Origin of the sequence: Pollutimonas thiosulfatoxidans (genome assembly GCF_004022565.1) — a bacterium.
GTDB lineage: Bacteria > Pseudomonadota > Gammaproteobacteria > Burkholderiales > Burkholderiaceae_B > Pusillimonas_D > Pusillimonas_D thiosulfatoxidans.
In genome coordinates, this window is record NZ_CP022987.1 from 3119490 (window position 1) to 3137617 (window position 18128).

The 18128-nt window shown below is 59.0% G+C and carries 9 protein-coding genes; 8 read left to right on the plus strand and 1 reads right to left on the minus strand.

Annotated features, from left to right (window positions below):
- Positions 1-10 precede the first annotated feature (10 nt).
- A complete protein-coding gene (locus CKA81_RS15160) occupies positions 11-3310 on the minus strand; it encodes an autotransporter family protein (protein WP_128356043.1) in 3300 nt (1099 codons plus the stop codon).
- Between the two features lie 206 nt (positions 3311-3516).
- Here CKA81_RS15160 and CKA81_RS15165 point away from each other — a divergent pair, with 206 nt between their 5' ends.
- The 8 genes from CKA81_RS15165 to CKA81_RS15200 are packed head-to-tail and all read left to right on the plus strand — an operon-like array spanning position 3517 to position 18078.
- Entirely contained in the window at positions 3517-6321 is a 2805-nt protein-coding gene (locus tag CKA81_RS15165; RefSeq protein ID WP_128356044.1) for a sugar ABC transporter, read from the plus strand.
- Positions 6314-11362 carry a tetratricopeptide repeat protein gene (locus tag CKA81_RS15170; protein ID WP_128356045.1) on the plus strand — a complete coding sequence of 1683 codons (5049 nt, stop codon included), beginning with the start codon at positions 6314-6316 and terminating at the stop codon, positions 11360-11362. The genes CKA81_RS15165 and CKA81_RS15170 overlap by 8 nt, the downstream gene beginning before the upstream one ends.
- Positions 11363-11377: 15 nt before the next feature.
- Positions 11378-11914, plus strand: coding sequence for a DUF4136 domain-containing protein (locus CKA81_RS15175; protein ID WP_128356046.1), 537 nt, complete (start codon positions 11378-11380; stop codon positions 11912-11914).
- 11 nt (positions 11915-11925) lie between these two features.
- Entirely contained in the window at positions 11926-13296 is a 1371-nt protein-coding gene (locus CKA81_RS15180) for a PelD GGDEF domain-containing protein (protein WP_128356047.1), read from the plus strand.
- The gene (locus tag CKA81_RS15185; RefSeq protein ID WP_128356048.1) at positions 13289-14293 is read left to right on the plus strand and encodes a hypothetical protein; all 1005 of its coding nucleotides are present in this window, start codon (positions 13289-13291) and stop codon (positions 14291-14293) included. The genes CKA81_RS15180 and CKA81_RS15185 overlap by 8 nt, the downstream gene beginning before the upstream one ends.
- The gene (gene pelF / locus CKA81_RS15190; RefSeq protein ID WP_228255736.1) at positions 14290-15837 is read left to right on the plus strand and encodes a GT4 family glycosyltransferase PelF; all 1548 of its coding nucleotides are present in this window, start codon (positions 14290-14292) and stop codon (positions 15835-15837) included. Before CKA81_RS15185 ends, pelF begins: the two co-directional genes overlap by 4 nt.
- A complete protein-coding gene (pelG, locus tag CKA81_RS15195) occupies positions 15837-17213 on the plus strand; it encodes an exopolysaccharide Pel transporter PelG (RefSeq protein ID WP_128356049.1) in 1377 nt (458 codons plus the stop codon). Before pelF ends, pelG begins: the two co-directional genes overlap by 1 nt.
- A complete protein-coding gene (locus CKA81_RS15200; protein ID WP_128356050.1) occupies positions 17182-18078 on the plus strand; it encodes an endo alpha-1,4 polygalactosaminidase in 897 nt (298 codons plus the stop codon). Before pelG ends, CKA81_RS15200 begins: the two co-directional genes overlap by 32 nt.
- The last annotated feature ends 50 nt before the right edge of the window (positions 18079-18128 follow it).

Sequence of the window (18128 nt, forward strand, 5' to 3'; positions counted from 1 at the left end):
TAGGCAACGTTCAGAAAGTCCAGCGCATCGACAACTGACCTTGCAGCGCCTTGTACCCACTGCCCCATAGACCACCAAGCTCGGCGCCTACGGTGTAGCGGGCGCTGCGCTGCCAATTCAGCCCTGCACGCAAACTCGCGCTATTGCGGGGCAGTACGGCGTTGGTAGTCTCGAAAGAGGCTGCAGGCCATACCGCAAACGCCGCGTTCTGCGTTACATCGCGCCCCATCCACTCATGCTCCCAGCCAATTCGAACATGGGCCGTCACTTTGCCATGCCGGGATGGGACCGTCATGCTGCCGTCCATGCCAATGCTGGAGCGCAGCGCGTCCATCCGCTGACTATCCAGATGCAGGCGGGTGGCAGGGGGACCTGACTCATTCACGCCAGGACGGAAGACGTTGGCATAGTTAAATGACATGAAGGGGCCTGCCGACCAGGCCGGACTTAGACGCCAGCGATAGCCCAGGCCGGTATGTGCCGACATGCTATGGCCAGTCCAGTCAGCGGAGTGGGCTGCGTAGTAGTCGCCGACCGCCACTGTGCGGTCCATGGAGCCTTGCTCTATGCCGAATCGAATGCCTCCATAGGCGTACGGGCCAGCGAATTCATTAGCTTGGTATTGCAGGTGTGCTCCGACACCGAAGGCGGTGCTTTTGCCCTTGCCCCACTGCGGGGACTTCAGATTTACGGACTGATCGGCGATATCCAGATGGAGGGCCATGGATGTATCCGATCGGCTACCCAGGCGCCGGCCGCTGCCGATGACCAGGCCATAAGTAGCGGCATCGTAACCCACGGTGGAACTGCGGGCGTCTTGCTTGCCCTTACCGCCAAACGCGACGGCGTATCCTTTCCATGCTGAGCCGCCAGTGCGCACAGCCTGGCCGAAACCTAGCAGCGCTGTACTCATTGCGTCGCGCTCGCGCTGCAGCGATGCTGCAAGGCCAGCGCTGTAGCTCGCCGGCGACACTAGACTCAAGGCCTGGGTGACTTCACTGCCATTTAGTGCCGAGAAGTCCAGCGCCCGGAAGAAAGACTGTGCGGCTACCGGTCCATGATCTGCAAGCCGCTGCAGCGCCTGACCGGCGGCCCACCCATTCGCGTCCTGGCCATACTGGCTGTACGCATTCTCGGAGCGACTGCTTGCCAATATGTAGCGGTGTCCGCCCAGCGGCACAGCACTGAAACCTATCGTTGGTGAAGTTCGTGCGAGGGTTACGCTATCGAAGCCACCAGTTTGTGCAACGGCTTGAACCACGTCATTCGTCGCTGTGGACCACGCGCTGCTGTACCAGTCCGCCATTGGCGCAAGCGTCAGTGCGCCAGCAAGAGCGGCGTTACCGGTTACGGCGAAAACATCGTGATCCCCATTGGCAGCGAACTCTATCATCAACCGTCCGGAAGACGTTTGCATGTAATCGCCGTTAACGGTGATGGTCCCAATGGAGTTACCGGGTGCCAGCGTGCCGTGGTTAGTGAACAGACTGCCTGCTGTCATGTCGAAGGTGGAATTTCCTGAGAGCTTTGCACCAGGGTTGAGCAGCGCGCCATAGACTTGGTGCGTGCCATTCAAGCTGGTTTCACCGCCGTCGAAAGACAAGGTCAGATTCTCCTTGCCCCGGATGCTGCCGACATGTGCAAGCTTGAAGCCCGGATCCGCGACGCCGGTGGCCCGCCCCTGCTTATCGGCGCGTTGCCCGAAAGAGATGGTGGTCAGGCGCCGGTCGCCCGCCCCATCGGTTTGCGCGTAGTCAGAAACGATGTCGCCCTCGAGTTTGGCGCCCCGCATGATATTGATGCTGCCGACGTAAGCATTGTCGGAAATGTAAATGGCCGCTTCGCGTCCTGCTACTCTGCCGGTAATGTCCGCCAGGTCGGCAAGCGGCCCGTCAAGTTCGGGCAGCAATGCGGCGGGGACACCGCTAAGCGTACGTATATACGATCCGCGATACTCTTTGGCGTCTCCGAGTCCATTCGAACCAAAATCAAAGCGTAGCCCAACGCCTCTTGCGCCCAAAGCCTCCACGTCGCCGCGGTGAACGAGCACGTGGTTCCTGCCGTAAGTGAACATGACGCCTTGGCCGTCCTGCCCATTTGCATGCACTCTCGTCCCGGGCTCAATAACAATAGTGTTGCCCTCGCCATCCACCCGTATCCCTGCGCCTCCGGCGCCCGCAGCCAGTAAATCGGCTGCTTGCCGCACGCGATTATGGCTGCCGTAAACGTGAAGCCCCAACCCCAGAGACGATTTGTTGTACTGCCCATGCAGGTATTGGCTGCCTTCGCCATCACGCGCGAAAAACCCGTCATTATTCAGAATGTCCAAACCGCTGCCATAGACCGAGCGCCCAAAGAAATTACGGCGATCAATTGTGTAGCCCAAGTCTTGCAGCACAGCCAGTTCCGCCTCCATGAAGACTTTGTAGTTGCGATAATTCTGGTGGCTCATGACGCTGTTTTTGAGCTCGATGTGGCTCATATTGTTGTCATCTACAGCCGTGTAGTCACCAATCTCGTAGCGCATTTTGATAGGAACGCCAGGAAGGCCTCCGTCGAGTACCTCGGAAATGTTGCGCCCCACCAGCAGGCCTTGGTCGCTCATTACGTCAAATGGGGCAGCGTCGGCTTGGTTATTACAGCCAGTGCACCAGACGGCTTGGCCTGGGCGGGCAGGGTTGCCATTGTCATCTACCATCAAGGGGCCCCAGCCGGCCAAAATAGTGCCAAACCGGGGCGTAAATGCTCCGGCAGAGTCTTCGGCCCCGCTGGTGGCGCCCAAGCCGTGCGCGAGTTCGTGGATGGTTGTGGAAAATAGATCGTCGTGGCCAGACAGCGGAATTTGCGTGAGCCGAGACGGGAGATAGGTGGCGTCACCCAAGCCGAAAACGCCGTGAGAACCAGCATTCAGATCACCGGGGTCTATGTCCAGACCTTGCAGGCTGTGCTGCAATAGCGTCCGCGGTCCCAAGCCGCCGTTGGCGAGCGGCGACCCGCCAAAAGCGTTGTCCGGCTCGTCGTCCGTACCGATATTTATTATGGTCGGATTTCCGTCCACTGCTTTCGATTGTATGACCTCTGCCCAATAGATCAGCCCATTAACTATTTCGGGTTTCAACTCCGGTCGCCAAGCCCACGAAGAAGATTGAGGTGTGCCATCGTCGATATCGAAGGGCCCGTCTCCCGGATCGAAAAAGCGTGCTTCGAATATCGTTTGTCCCGTCGAGCTTCTGATGGTGTGGTACTCGACGGCCAAGGACGGCGAGGCGATAAGGGTAGACAGCAGGATGGAGATTGCGATCGTCTTCATGGCGTTATCTGTTGGGCACGTTGCTAATTGTAATAGCGAGTAAAGGGTCTAAGCCATTTGCTGTGTAGCTTTACGCCTTTCGTCATATGTGGTCTAGTAACCCGCCCCTCTATCATTATCCAAAGCGTTGCCAGATGTTAACGAGCCGCCCTTAATGGCGGTGCTCGCGAACTTCGATGGCAGGAAAAGACGACAGGGAAGGGGTAATGAGTACCACATGTGGGGTTCTGTCGCTGCGCGCCAGCGTTGCATCAGTGTTGCCTGGCGTTTGGAGCAAATGCAGAAGGGGCGTGGCCACGATAGTCGGCTGCGCCGCCATCCTTGTGTGTTCCCCGACGACACAGGCTGAAATTGCCCCTTCGTCAGCCACGCGAAGCAATATTGCCCTTTACTATCAAAGTGATGTTCCCGTCGACGAGCTCCGTGCTTTCGACCTGGTGGTGATTGATCCTGGCCGTGCGAACCCGCCTTCGCAGGCCGATGCTCCGCTGACGACCTGGCTGGCACGCCTGCGTGTGGACACATCAGCGATGACGCCCGACTATATACAACGAGTCGTGTCGCCACTATGGAAACAAGGATATCGCGGCTTTCTGGTGGATGACGGCCAGCCTCTGGGGGCAGCCAACGAAGACGCGAACCAGCAGTTGCGTCAGCTCATCGCCGCCATCAAGCAAGCCTACCCCGAAGCGAGCGTCATCCTGCGCAATCATTTGGCCCTGGCAGGCGCGATTGCCGATGAGCTGGATGCTGTAGTCGTGGACAGCATCTATACCTCGGCGTCGGCGTATGGAGCGGCGCGAACCCCCGCAGGTTTATCCAGTAAAGAATCGGCGCGAGACTCGCTGAAAGTATTGCAGGATCGACACCCTGGCTTACAGATCGTCGCGCTGGATTATTGCTTTCAAGGCGATCGGGCATGTCGCCGCGAGCGGGCCAAACAGATCGAGGCGGATGGCTGGACGCCCTATGTGACAAGCGCGGCCATCGATACGATTGGTGTGGGGCATATCGAGGTCATGCCCAGAAAAATACTCATGGTGCAGGTCCTGGAAAAAGACGAGTCTTTGCAGACCTCGACAGGGGCATTCACCATGTCGATGCCACTGAACTATTTGGGCTACGACGTGCACTATGCCGACGCAAACGCGGGTTTGCCCTTGCGGGTCAACAACGATCGATATGCGGGCATCGTCATAGCGCTGCAGAATTCGGTCACTAACGCGACGGCGTGGCGTCGGTGGGTCCTCAGTCAGATACGGAATGGCACGAAGGTGGTGTTCATGGGCCAGTTTGGATTTGCATTGGATGGCCCCACCGCGCGGCAATTGTCGCTTAGGATCGTGCCTCGCCCCACAGTGCCTACGGGTGCGCATGTCATTTCTCAGGATGGGGTCATCGGATTCGAAGTGATGCCAGCGCCTGATCCGCGTGCGATCGTAGGTATCGAAGCCGGGCCGGAAACGACCTCCTTGTTACGTGTGGGCGTAGGAAAGCATCAATACGACGTCGCCGGCCTGACGCCATGGGGCGGGTTTGCACTGGCTCCTTACCATATGCATCTGGATACGGCAGACCAATATCGTTGGCCCTTGCACCCATTGGATTTCTACCGCAGGGCCTTGGCCTTGCCAGACATGCCGGTCCCCGATGTGACCTCGGAAAATGGACGCCGCCTGATGTTTACGCAAGTAGACGGTGATGGCTTTGCCTCTCGCGGTGAGTTCACTGGAGCCACTAAGCAATACAGTGGCCAGATTCTTTATGACTGGGTGTTCAAGCGATACCCGGTCCCCATGACGGTCTCCGTCATTGAAGGTGAAACCAGTGAGACAGGCGTCTATCCAACGCTGTCGTCACAGCTTGAACCCGTGGCCAGGAAGATATTCTCCCTGCCCCACGTAGAGATCGCCAGCCATACTTATTCTCATCCTTTTTTCTGGACCGAAATCGATGGTGATCTGGGAGCGCGCAAGCCGGTTAACGAACGCTTCCGTTTGTCGGGCAATGATGGCTACCCGTTCAATCTGCCCATCGAGGGCTATGAGATGGACGTCAATCGCGAAGTCGACGGGTCGATCGACTATATCAATAGCCATCTCGCCCCGGCAGGAAAGAAAGTAGAGGTTTTCCTGTGGTCCGGCGATGCCATGCCGTCGGCCTCGGTATTGCGCCGCGTGGCGCGGGCAGGCGTCTTGAACATGAACGGCGGCGACACCACCATTACGCGCCAGGCACCCAGCTGGACGAAGATTTCCGCTTACGGGATTGCTCATGGACCTGATCCCGGTGAATTCCAGATCTATGCGGCCACCATGAATGAAAACGTCTATACCGGCAACTGGACCGGCCCGTTCTACGGCTACAAGCGCGTACTGGAAACGTTTGAGATGACGGACACACCCATCCGCTTCCAGGCGTTGGATATTTACTACCACTTTTACTCCGCAACCAAAAAGGCGGCGCTCGATGCGGTCAGAGCGGTGTTCGACTCGGCCCTCAAACAGCCCGTGGTCCCCGTCTACACGTCCGACTACATACGCCGAGTGCTGGAGTGGCGCCGGACTGTCGTCGCGCGTGACGGCGATGCCTGGCTGGTGCGTACGGGAGACCACCTGCGTCAGTTGCGCTGGCCCGGCAACGCCGTGCCCAACATCGATGCGGCGCAGGGGCTTGCCGGCTATATGCCCGGCCCAGGCGGCTTGTACATCCACATGGGGGCTCGCCAGGCGAAGTTCAGCATGTCGGCGCCGGATCGCAACGCCCAGCCATATATCCATACGGCATCGGGATTCGTGCGGGATTTTTCTCGGGTCGGCGACAGCATGCGATTCGACTTTGGCGGCTATTACCAGCCTTTTATTCTGGTGGCCAACGCGAGGGACTGTCGTGTTGCGGTTGACGGTCAGCACACGTCGGCCCCTCTGAAGAGCGGGCTGCGCCGCATCAGCGTCAGCGGCAATGTCGCCCCTTCCGTGAATTATCACTCCGTAGAGGTCGACTGTGGCTAAACAACGAGTTCACCTGTGCCCAGTCTGGCTTACCGCATTGCTGGGCGCCGGCATTACGCTGGCCCTGGCGGCATCGTTTCCGACGGAGGAATCGCTGTCCCGCCGGGTTGCGGCTTCCCCGCCGTCGGCATTGTCGGTGGCATATCTCGAAGGTTTGTTGCGCGTGCGACCCGACACGCCGATGTATTTGAATGCACTGGCTGTTCAGCATCTTAAATTGGGTCAATGGGATGCCGCCTTCCAGATCGCCGATCGCTTGCAAGGCATGGGCGGTGATGAAGACGCTCGCCGCCAGGCCTTGCTTTTGCAAGCCGTAGCAAGCGAGCAGTGGGCCTATGGCTATGCGCAAACAGACCCACGCCGGGCCGAAGCGCTGAAACACGTAAGGCTGGCCTTGGAAAAAGCAATTGAATACACCTGGGATGTCGAAACGCTGGCAAGCCTGGCAGAAAAAGCGCGGGACGTCGGTGCCTACCAAATCGTCGAGCGCTTGTACGGCAAGCTCGCCGAGGCAGACACGGCCCATGCCCAGGAGTGGCATGAAAAGCTGGCACAGGCGGCGCTTGCGCGCAACGGCGAGATAGAAGCGGCCAAGGCATATATCGCGGCATATCATGCCAGCACGACACTTGATGGACAGCGACATTTCTTCTTGAGTGCCTTGCACACGCTGGTCGCAGCGAATGCGGTGGACCAGGCTTGTGAACTGGGTCATGCCAATCTGGGCGAACTACAGGCGGACAGAGCCACCCTGCGCTATATGCTGGTGCTGGCACGACAGGCTGACCGTCGCGACCTGATTGCCTATTATGCGCGCGCCTTGCTGCGGGTGGCGGGGCAGACACAGCAAGCCGAGGTCCTGCCACGCATCCATATGATGTACAGCCGCCCCATGGGCGTACATACCGATGGCGCGGCCGTACATCACATAAGCGCGGTGACCGGGCCCCAAGCTTTCGACAAGCGCGATACGCCCACGGAGTACGAGCTGGTGTATCAAGCCTTTGTGGAGACCGGCCTGCTGGCCGAAGCCGAGGCGGCCGGACGCCAGGCGCTGGTGGCTGGCGAGCCTGTCAGCCAATGGGCCCCTCGGCTTGCCGAACTGGCCCTGTGGCGAAATCAGCGCGACAAAGCCTTAGGGTACTGGTTGATGGCAGCCAGGGAACAAAATGACGCGCATGCCTGGGAGCAGGTCCTGGAGCTGGCTGCGCAGCTAGAGCAGCCCGATGCCTTCATGCATGCCTGGGAGTTTCTGCACCCCGACCAAACAGGCCCGGACGCTATCTGGCAGGCGCAAGAAGATCTACTGGCCCGCTACATGAAGCTGGCACGCTGGAACTCCGCTCTGGATATCGCCGACGCGCTGCTTGAGAGCAGCCCGGAAGCCGACAGACCGCGCCTGTTGCTGCTGCGCGTGACCGCCGCCGAGCAGATTGCCTATCAACATCAGGTGGATGACCCAAAACGCCCGGCCGCGATGGAGGTCTTCCGCCAGCGACTGGAAGAAGCTGCAGCCTACGATGGCTGGGATGTATCCGGCTTGAGCTGGCTGGCGCAACGGGCGGAGGCGGCAGGGGCGGGTAAGCTACAGGAACAATGGCTGCAAAAGCTGGTACAGCTGGATGGCGGCAATGCTGTGCAGTGGCAGGCTCAACTTGCCGAGGCCGCGCTGCAGCGGGGCGAGTATGTGCAGGCAGCCGATGCCTATTTCGATGCGCAGGCGATGGTCAGTGAGCTGGCGGATAAGCGCAAGTACTTTATTGCAGGTCTACAGGCTTATGTCGCCTCCGGCGACGTCAATCAGGCCTGCATTGCGGCAGAGCGGCACAGGCAAGAGCTGGCCGGCGACCTGGAGACGCTGCGCTACCTTATCGGCCTGGCGCGGCAGGCCGGGCGGGCAGATCTTTTGGCTGGCTACGCAAGAGAGCTCATCGGAGCCACGCAGAAAGGGTCAGCGGGGGCCCAGGGTAATGCGCCAGGGGCAGGCGGCCCGGCCCATGCCGAGCGCGCTTCATCGGGCGAATGGCGGGCATATGCCGCGGTGTGGTCTGGCAAGGGGCTGCCTGTTCGCTCCGCCCTTCAATGGTCTGACATACAGCCGCGCCGCATATTGGTGTCGGACCCGGGCAGCATGCCTTCCGACGACGACCCGAAGAATCTGGAGTCGGACCTTGATCTTGCGTTCACAGCGCTGGTTCAAAGCCGGCAGTTGGACGAGGCCGAGACAACTGCCGAGCTAGCCCTGAAGCGCGGCATGGCGCCTACGATATGGTTGCCGCGGCTCGCCCAGGTGTCTGAATGGAACGGCAAGGCGGAGAAGGCGCTGCACTACTGGCTGCGGTATGCGCTCGAATCGGGCGAGCAGACCGCCTGGGAAAAGGTAGCCGTGATGGCCAGGCAGACTAATAACACCACTGTCTATTTGTCCGCAGCCAAGCGTGCCTACGCTCGCAACCCCTCGGACGAGGCGCTTCTGGAAGATCTGGTTGCCACTTACGAAAAGCTGGGACAGATTGATCAGGGCTTGCAGTATCTGCAAGGCCATGCCCAGGGCAAGCAGCGCGCCAGAGTGTTGGAAGCTTATGCCGGGTTGGCCGAACGGGCCGGACGTGACAACTTAGCCTTGGATGCGTATGGGGAGCTTTTGGCGGAGCACCCGCAGGCCCCCTTGTACGCCATGCATATCGCCATAATCCAACAGCGTAGCGGCCAAAGGCAGGAGGCGATAGAGGTCCTGCGGCGGGTTCGTGATCATGCGGGGCCGGATCCCTTGCACGCTCCGTACTGGCGGCTGTATGCAGGGCTGGCCCGCGACCTTCATCTGGACGACGAGGCCCATTTTGCCCACCGACAACTCATCTCTTCGGGGGGCGCGACCACGGATGATTTGCGCCAACTCACATTTTTCTACGCGGACTACCCGGTAGATGCGGGAAGGGCGGCAGAAGCCGAGTTTCGCCAAAACGGCGCGACCGCCGCGTTGCAGTCAGCACTGTATTTTTATTCGCAAAGTCCTGCATGGCCGCGTGTCGGGCTCTTGCTGGATGAACTGACACCCGAGCAGCACACAGCATTGGAAAGTACGCCTGATATGTTGATAGCGCGGGCCAGCTACTACATTAAAAAGGGCGACCTGGACGCTGCCTTTAGCGATATGCGCAAGGCAGCCCGCTTACCCCATGCAAGCGATGACATACGGCTTGCCTATTTGTGGGCGTTGTCGGCATACGGGACGATTCCCGAACTGCGCAGTGCCTTGATGGCATTTCGCGCACATGCCGCAGGCAACTCCTTGTATTGGGGGCCCTATGCTGCCGGGGAACTACGCCTGGGCAACGCCGCGGCAGCCTCGCAATACTTGCGTCGGGAGGCCGAGCGCAGCGGACATAACCCCGTGATTCTTGCGGCGCTGGCTGACGCTGAAGAGTCCGCAGGGCGTCCGGGCCTGGGCCAGAAATTGCGTCTTGAAGCATGGAAGGCATTGCAAAGCGAACCCTTAGTGCCAGCGCCACAGCACGAAGACCGCCTGCAGCGCGGAATCGAGGAGGCAGAAAGCCGGCGTGTAACGGCAGCCACACTGGGCTCCCGGTTTGCATTGGCCGATCATCACAAAGCCATGGTCTTCCAGTTGCTGGAAGAAGAGCTCGTCGCAAAGAACGATCAGGCCGTTCGAGTATCCATGCTTGGCGATCTGCCCGGCTTGCCGCCGCTCGATGTCGTCATGCAGCCCGAAGAGCCGGCAGACGCCATGAACGCGACCGAGGTGTTTCGCGACGCCGGGGCACCGGTCACCGACCGTGTGGCAGTGAAAGCGCTGATCCTGCACTGGGCTTTGGCGGGCCGTCACAACGAACTGGCCCGCGCGTGGCTGACCCGGGAATATAAGGCTGATGACCCCGCTCGTATCGATACGCAGGCGTACCTGGCAGCGGAAAGTCGAAACTGGGATGTGGTTGGCGAGCTGGTTCAAAGCGATCGTCTTTCGCCTCAGGCGAAGCTGAACGCGCTGGTCGCCATGGACCGGATTCCGGAGGCTCAGTCTATTGCTTATCAGTTGGCTGAAGCCGCGCCCGACAGCGACGAGCGGCATGCCCAGTTGACGCAGCTTTTGATGCGGACGCCCCAGGCTGTGGGTGTGGATGTCGCCCATGTGTCCACCCACCCGCTGGAGTATCAGGCGACAGCTATTAGTGGCCGCATGAATCTCACCAGTCGTCTCAGTGCCGACCTCGAAGTCCTTAACAAGCACCAGGAGACGACGGATGCAACACAGTTGGCATGGGTGCCGCGCAATGACCGCAGCTTGAACCTGACGCTGACTGATATCACGCCGGCGCGTGAACTTGCTTTGACGGTCGGCCATCGAAAGGCGCTGGAGTCCTTCCATACCGTCAGCTTCATGGCGCAGATCAATCCCTACGGCACTTTCCGGCCGGCAATTTTCATCGGCCGCAATCAGCCCACTTATCTGTCTCAAAGTTTGCAGGTGGGCGGCATCAAGGACTTGGCGCGAATCACGCTGGACTGGTCGCCCGAGTCTCGCTGGTTTGTGCACGCGAGTGTGGAGGCGCTACGCCTATACAGCCAGGAACGAGAAAGCTTGGGTCACGGCTATGTCTTCAACACAGAAGCCGGTGTGCGCCTGCCCCCTTTGCTACCGGATCTGAACGTAAGGGGCGTGTTTGAGCGTGGCTCATTCTCGGCCAAGGATACCTTGGTGCCTGGCTTCTCGCGACTTATGCCTGATGGCCAAGCGCCCTTGTCGTCGGTGATCATGCCGCAAAGCTACACCCGGTATGGCGTGGTCGTGGGTTTTGGGGCATCGAACCCCAATTCATTTGGCCCGTCCTGGCGGCCCTATGCTGATGTCGGCCTGGTTCGAGACAGCAATCAAGGCTGGGGTCCGATGGTAGCAATAGGCTTGAGTGGACCGGTGCTCGGAAAAGACCGTCTCAGTCTCTTCTACCAGTACGAAAACGCCGCCGGCGACGGTACACGTTCATCCAGGCAGATAGGCCTGACTTACCGCTTGTTTTTCTGATTAGGGAGCAACAATATGAAGATGCAAATCAAAGCGCGGTGCAACAGATGGGCTGGATTAGCAGCGCTGTTGGCGCTCAGCGCATGTTCCAGTACGCAAGTCGGGCTAGCGCCATCATGGACGCAACTGAACAAGCTTGCCCTGGTACCTTTAAGCAATTACACCGAGACCCCCGGCGCAGCGCTGGGAGCGCAAAGCATCGCACAGAATCTGTTGCATCAAAAGGGCTTTACGCAGCTTGCCACTTATCCCTTCAGTGATTCAGCAGGAACCTACTTGTTGAACAACACCGATCAGCAGCGCGCGCAGGCTTTGGAGTGGGCACGTGATGCGGGCGCTCAATATGCCTTGACTGGTGCAGTGCAAGAGTGGCGGTACAAGGTCGGGATAGACGGGGAGCCGGTCGTCGGGCTGTCGTTCGATGTCGTTGATTTAAATACCGGTGAGGTGGTCTGGAGTGCAATGGGCAGTCGTAGCGGCTGGAGCCGCTCGACGCTTGCCGGCGTCGGTCATGATCTGATCAGTCAGCTTCTTGCACCTATTCAACCGTGAGCGACGCCATCATGAACACTGTCACCCTGTCTACCGACACCGGTCGACGCACCACCGCTGATTCCGCTGGCCGCGAAAGCCGCTATCTCGCCATCGTCGCACCGAATGGTTTACGAGGCTTTGCAGTCGTGGAGGTCTTGGCAGGGATGGCAGTGGCTTTGGGGCTGAGCTATGTTTTGCGACCGGGTGATCCGCTACTGATCGACTCTCCGTATCCGTGGTTGTGGCTGCTGGCGACGATTTTTGCATTGCGCTATGGCGCCTTGCTGGGCGTCGTGGCCGGTCTGTGCATCCTGGCTACCGCGTGGCTGCTCTATGACCCGGCCAAGTACTCGATTCCCACGGTCCTGTTTGCAGGCGGCATGATACAGCTGGTTGTGGCCGGGCACTGTAGCGACCTGTGGAGAGGACGTTTACGGCGTTTGAGCGCCGCAAACGACTATCTGGATGACAGGCTGGGCTCGCTTATTACCAGTCATTATCTGTTGTGTGCGTCACACGAGCATATGGAAAGGGAGATGCTGGGACGCCCGGTGACGCTACGCGATGCCGTCGCACAATTGCGTGAGGCGGGCCGCGCGATGCAGGGCTCGGAGGAAGCTCCCGGTATGCAGCAATTGCTGGAATACGCGGCCAGCGTATGCAGCGTAGATCAGGCCGCAATTTTCCGGGCGACGGGCGACGGTCTGGCCGCAGACGCACTGGCCTCGATAGGCGCGGACTTTCCGTTGGAGCCTGAGGACTCCCTGTTGGTCGCCTGCCTGGAGACTCATCAGCTTACCCATTTGCGCTCGCCTGATTGCCAAAGCAGTGCATATATTGCCTGTGTTCCCATTGTCGCTCACGACAGAGGACTGGTTGCCGTGCTGGTGGTGCGCAGTATGCCGTTTCTGGCGCTGACCACAGAAAATCTTCAGCTGCTGCGCACTTTGTCCAATTACTACGTCGACGGCTGGAGCCAGACCGCTTCTGTCAAAGGCATCCGTCAGCATGTACCAGCTTGCCCGGATGAGTTTGCGCTCGAGCTCGGGCGGCTGGCGCGCGTGTCGGATGAGGCAGGGATACCCTCTACGCTAATGGCATTCAGGTTCCCGCAGGCTGCGGCTTATCAATCCGCAATCGATATCCTGCGCAGCGAACGGCGCAGCCTGGATCTGATCTGGGTACACGCAAGCGACCAGGCTTCCATTGTTTTCGTGCTGCTCCCGCTGACCGATACCTTAGCGGCCCATGCTTACCGTTTACGCATGCAGCGAGAATGTCAGGTCCGGCTCGGCCTCGACCTGGACGGCATGGGTGTACGCGTGGACGCGCTTGCGGTGCCCGTCCAGGCTCCTGGCCTCGCGCTGCGCCACCTGCTGTACCGAGGTCAGCATGACTAGAGCGCTATTGTTCTTCTTGCTGGGGGCCTTGGCATTGATGTTGCAGGGCATGGCGCTATTTCGCTTCGCAGAATTTCTTGATGCTCAGCGGCTGTTGGTGGAGAGCGCGTTATGGCAACTGGGGGCGGCTCTCGCCGCCGGTTGCTGGATGGCCAACATGGGGACCACGCAACATCATGGGCAATGGCGCAGCTTGTTTGTGCATGGCTTTCTGCTCTGCCTTTTGCTTCCGATCGTGGGGCAGGCCATCATTGCCTCCACGGCTCTGGGCATAGTGTTCATGCCGCCTGTCCGGCGCGTACCGCTGGTTCAGTTCGTACCGCGACCGCGGGTTGTCCCCAGCCTGATACGGCAGGTCACTTACGGGGCGGGATTGCGCTTGCTGGGTCGATTGCGCGATGTCCGCTTGTCGGCCGATGAACGCTTGCAAGCCATGGTTGGGCTGCGCGAACTGCCCTCAAATGTAAGTGGCGGACTGTTGCGGAAGCTGTTGTCCGACCCGGTCGAAGAGATTCGCCTGCTTGCCTATGGCATCTTCGACGCGGCGGAAAATCGTATCCGTCAGGAAATCCTCATCGCCCGCCAGTTGCTGGACGAGTCCGAGTCCGACAGCGAACATGCGCAGCTTGCCGGGCGGCTGGCCGAGCTGCATTGGGAGCTTGTTTATCAAAATCTCGTACACGGCGAGCTACGGCAATTCACCTTGCGCTGTGTGCGCCAATATGCGCACGAGGCACTGATGCGCAATGCGAAACAGGCCAATTTGTGGTATTTGCTTGGCCGCAGCGCGTTGATCGAATCCGAGCCCGAACAGGCCCGCGAGTATCTGGCGCGCGCTCAGGAACACGGCTTTCCGGCTCATCGATTGGCGGCCTGGCTGGCCGAAACAGATTTCCAGCAAGGCCAGTACGCCGCCGTTCCGCGTAGCCTGAGTGCCCTCAAGGGCATTGCCACCCCGTCGCCCTACGAGCCCGTCAAGAGGTATTGGTTCACATGAACATCACCGATCGCAAGGCCAAATCCGCGGACATCGCGCTATTGCTGGAAGGGACTTTTCCCTATGTGCGGGGCGGTGTATCGGCCTGGGTGCACCAGATGATACATAGCTTCCCGCAGTATCGATTTGCGGTGGTCTTTATTGGCGGGCGGCGTGAAGATTATGGCAAGCCACAGTACGAATTGCCGCCCAACGTCGTTCACTTCGAAGAGCACTTCATTCATGAACTGCGGGCGACGCCATCATCGCCCAAGCATAAGGCCAGCGCCGGCAGTAAGCAGCGGATGGTTCAACTGCATGATCAGTTTCGATCAGAGTCATGCCCGGGTGCACTGGGGCGCGTGCTGCACGACATACTGCCTGCGATGCGGCCCGGCGAGGACCTGGACGAAGCGCAGTTTTTGCATGGCCGTCATGCCTGGGACTTCATTGCCGAGCGCTACGATGAGCATTGTACCGACCCATCGTTCACTGATTATTTTTGGACGGTGCGTATGATACACGGCCCGTTGTGGCAACTGGCCCAGATCGCGGAGCAGCTTATTCCGGTCAGGCTTTACCACACCGTTTCAACCGGTTATGCGGGCCTGCTGGGCGCCATGCTGCGCCATCGAAACAAAGTGCCATTGGTGGTGTCCGAGCACGGCATCTATACCAAAGAGCGCAAAATCGATCTGCTGCAAAGTCAATGGATACATGACAACCGCGGACTGATCGAGCGGGATATTTCTCAGTTGGGATATTTTCAGGATCTATGGCTGCGGTTTTTCGTGGCCATGGGGCGGATGTGCTACGACGCGGCCGACGAGATCATTGCTCTCTACGAGGGCAACCGCCAGCGGCAAATACGGGACGGGGCGCCGGAGGAGAAGACACGCAGTATTCCCAATGGCATTTCCATTGCCCGGTTCGAGCCTCTGCGCAGCCTGCGGCCTGCCCATATCCCCAAGGTGGTCGCATTGATCGGTCGGGTGGTCCCCATCAAGGACATCAAGACCTTCATACGCTCGATGTATATCGCCTGGCGCAACGATCCAGAAATCGAAGCCTGGATAGTCGGCCCTCAGGACGAAGACCCCGCCTATGCAGGCGAGTGCCGCGACCTATTGGCCAGCCTGGGGATGCAGTCTCATATCCATTTCAAGGGTTTCCAGAAGATAGACGAGCTCATGCCACAGATCGGTCTTGTCGCGTTGAGCTCCATCAGCGAAGGTTTGCCACTGGTCATACTCGAGGCTATGGCTTCTGGCGTGCCCGTGGTCGCGACGGATGTGGGTTCGTGCCGTCAACTGATACAGGGCCGCAGCGACGCTGACCGCGCGCTCGGCGAGGCGGGTGCAGTAGTCCAAATCGCAGACGCGGATCAGTTCGCCCTTGCCGTTCTGGGCTTGCTTCATGATCCTGAGCGCTGGGCAGCGGCTCAAGCGGCTGGGATAACACGCGTAGAATGTTATTACGCGGACAGCCTGATGCGGGAAAGCTACGAAAGCGTCTACGCCAATCTTTTGAGCTATCGTCGCGATCGCGCGATGGAGGAAGATTGATGTCGGGCATCAGCTTGCAGCTACGTCGGCTGCTCAGTCCAGGAACGCTGGGCAGCACCGTCACCGCCTATCTGTATGCAGGCGTAATCAGCGCCGGGCCGCTGGTTTTGTCAATCGTGGGTATCTTGCTGGTCGGCTTGCTTAGCCTGTCTGCCGTGCAGCGCCCCGAGCAACTCGTGCAGTTTCAGGTGTCGGTCACTTATCTTATTGCCGTCAGCCTGATCGTCACGGGCCTGGTGCAACTGGCCTTTACACGTTACGTATCTGATCGCGTCTTCGAGCGCCAACTTGACCAGATATTGTCCAGCTACCATGCCATCAGCCTGCTGACGACAGCCGTTACGGGGCTGATGGGGGTGCTGATCAGCTGGGCATACTTCGATGGTCTGTCCCTGGTGTATCGCTTGCTCATGGTGATGGCCTTCGTGATTCTAAGTAACACGTGGGTGGCAACTACCTTCCTGGCCAGTATCAAACAGTACGGTGCGATCCTGCTGGCTTTCTTTCTAGGCTATGGCCTGACTGTGCTGGGGGCGGTGTGGTTTGCCCAGCATGGCCTCAATGGCCTCCTGGCCGGCTTTGTCGCGGGGCAGGCCATCTTGCTGATGGTGCTCAATGGCAGCATTCATCGACGCTTTCGTTCAACGCACTATGTATCCTGGCAGATGCTCGATTATCGTCGCGCCTATCCCATCCTGATCGCCGTGGGCTTCCTCTTTAACTTGGGCGTGTGGCTGGACAAGTTCATGTTCTGGTTTGCGCCCACCGGTGCCAACATTATTGGCCCGTTGCGGGCATCCGTTATCTACGACATACCGATCTTCATTTCTTATCTTTGCATTATTCCGGGCATTGCCGTCTTCCTGCTTCGTATGGAGACCGATTTCGCTGACCATTACAACGACTACTACGGGGCCGTGCGCGATGGCGGCACGCTGGATGATATTCGGCGTTCGCGCGACGAGATGGTGTATAGCGCCCGTGCTGCGCTGTACGAAATCCTCAAGATACAGACGGTGGTCGCCTTATTGGTTTATGGCTTTGGCGACCGGCTATTGGAGTACATCGGGATCTCGCCGCTTTATTTACCCTTGCTGCGTATAGATGTCGTGGCCGCCAGCCTGCAGATAGTATTCCTGGGCGTGCTTAATATTTTTTTCTATCTTGACAAGCGGCGCCTGGTACTGGTGCTGACATCGCTCTTTGTCGTGTTGAACGGCACGCTGACGTGGACGACGTTGGAGCTGGGGCCGTCCGCATACGGCTATGGCTTCGTCGTCGCGCTTTTGATCACCGTCGTGCTGGGTTTATATTTACTGGACCGCCACTTTGAGGCATTGGAATATGACACCTACATGGCTCAAGGCAAGGGCTAGCCGCCGCGTCTTAGCGGCTGTCCTGGGTTCTTTGTCGTTGGCGGCCCCGGCGGCCATCTCCGCGGAAGCGCTGCGCAACGCTGTCTTCTATTATGGTGATGCGGCCAACTGGAACAGCTTGCGGGCCTTCCAGCTGGCCGTCGTCGAGCCCGATGCCGGTCTACTGTCTCCCCCGCCACCGCATGCGACAGCAGGGGCCTCAAAAACCGACTGGTTCGCTTATGTCAGCGCCACAGAGATCACGGCCTTTCGCGATTACTACTTTGATGTTCCCCTGAGCTGGCGGGCAGGCCTGAATAGCGCCTGGCAGTCCGAAATCATCGATCCGGCAACGCCCGGCTGGCCTTCCTTCTTTGTTGAAAGCGTGGTGACACCGTTGTGGAACCGCGGCTACACCGGCTTCTTTCTTGATACGCTCGATTCCTACGAGCTGCTGGATCTTAACGACGCTCAGCTGGAGCACAGCCGGCAAGGCCTGTTGCGTTTGATACGCGCCATCAAGGATAAGTACCCCGAAGCCAAGCTGATTCTCAATCGGGGTTTTGAGCTTTTGCCGGCCATACATCAGGACGTGTATGCCGTAGCGTTCGAATCGCTCTATCGCGGTTGGGATCAAACAGAAGGCCGCTACGTTGAGGTCAGCCAAGACGACCGTGCCTGGTTGTTGAAGCAAATCGAACGAATACAACAACGTTACAAGCTTCCCATCATCGCTATTGACTATTGTCCTCCGGACGATATGGATTGCGCACGGCAGACGGTCAAGCAGATCCGCGCCTTGGGCGTGATTCCTTATGTGGGGGACGGTCATTTGCGCACCATCAGCACAAGCGCACTGTCCGACTCGGACAAGGCCCCGTTTTGAACACGGCACTCGCATAGGCGAAATTTGTATCTTCAATACAAATTGCGACG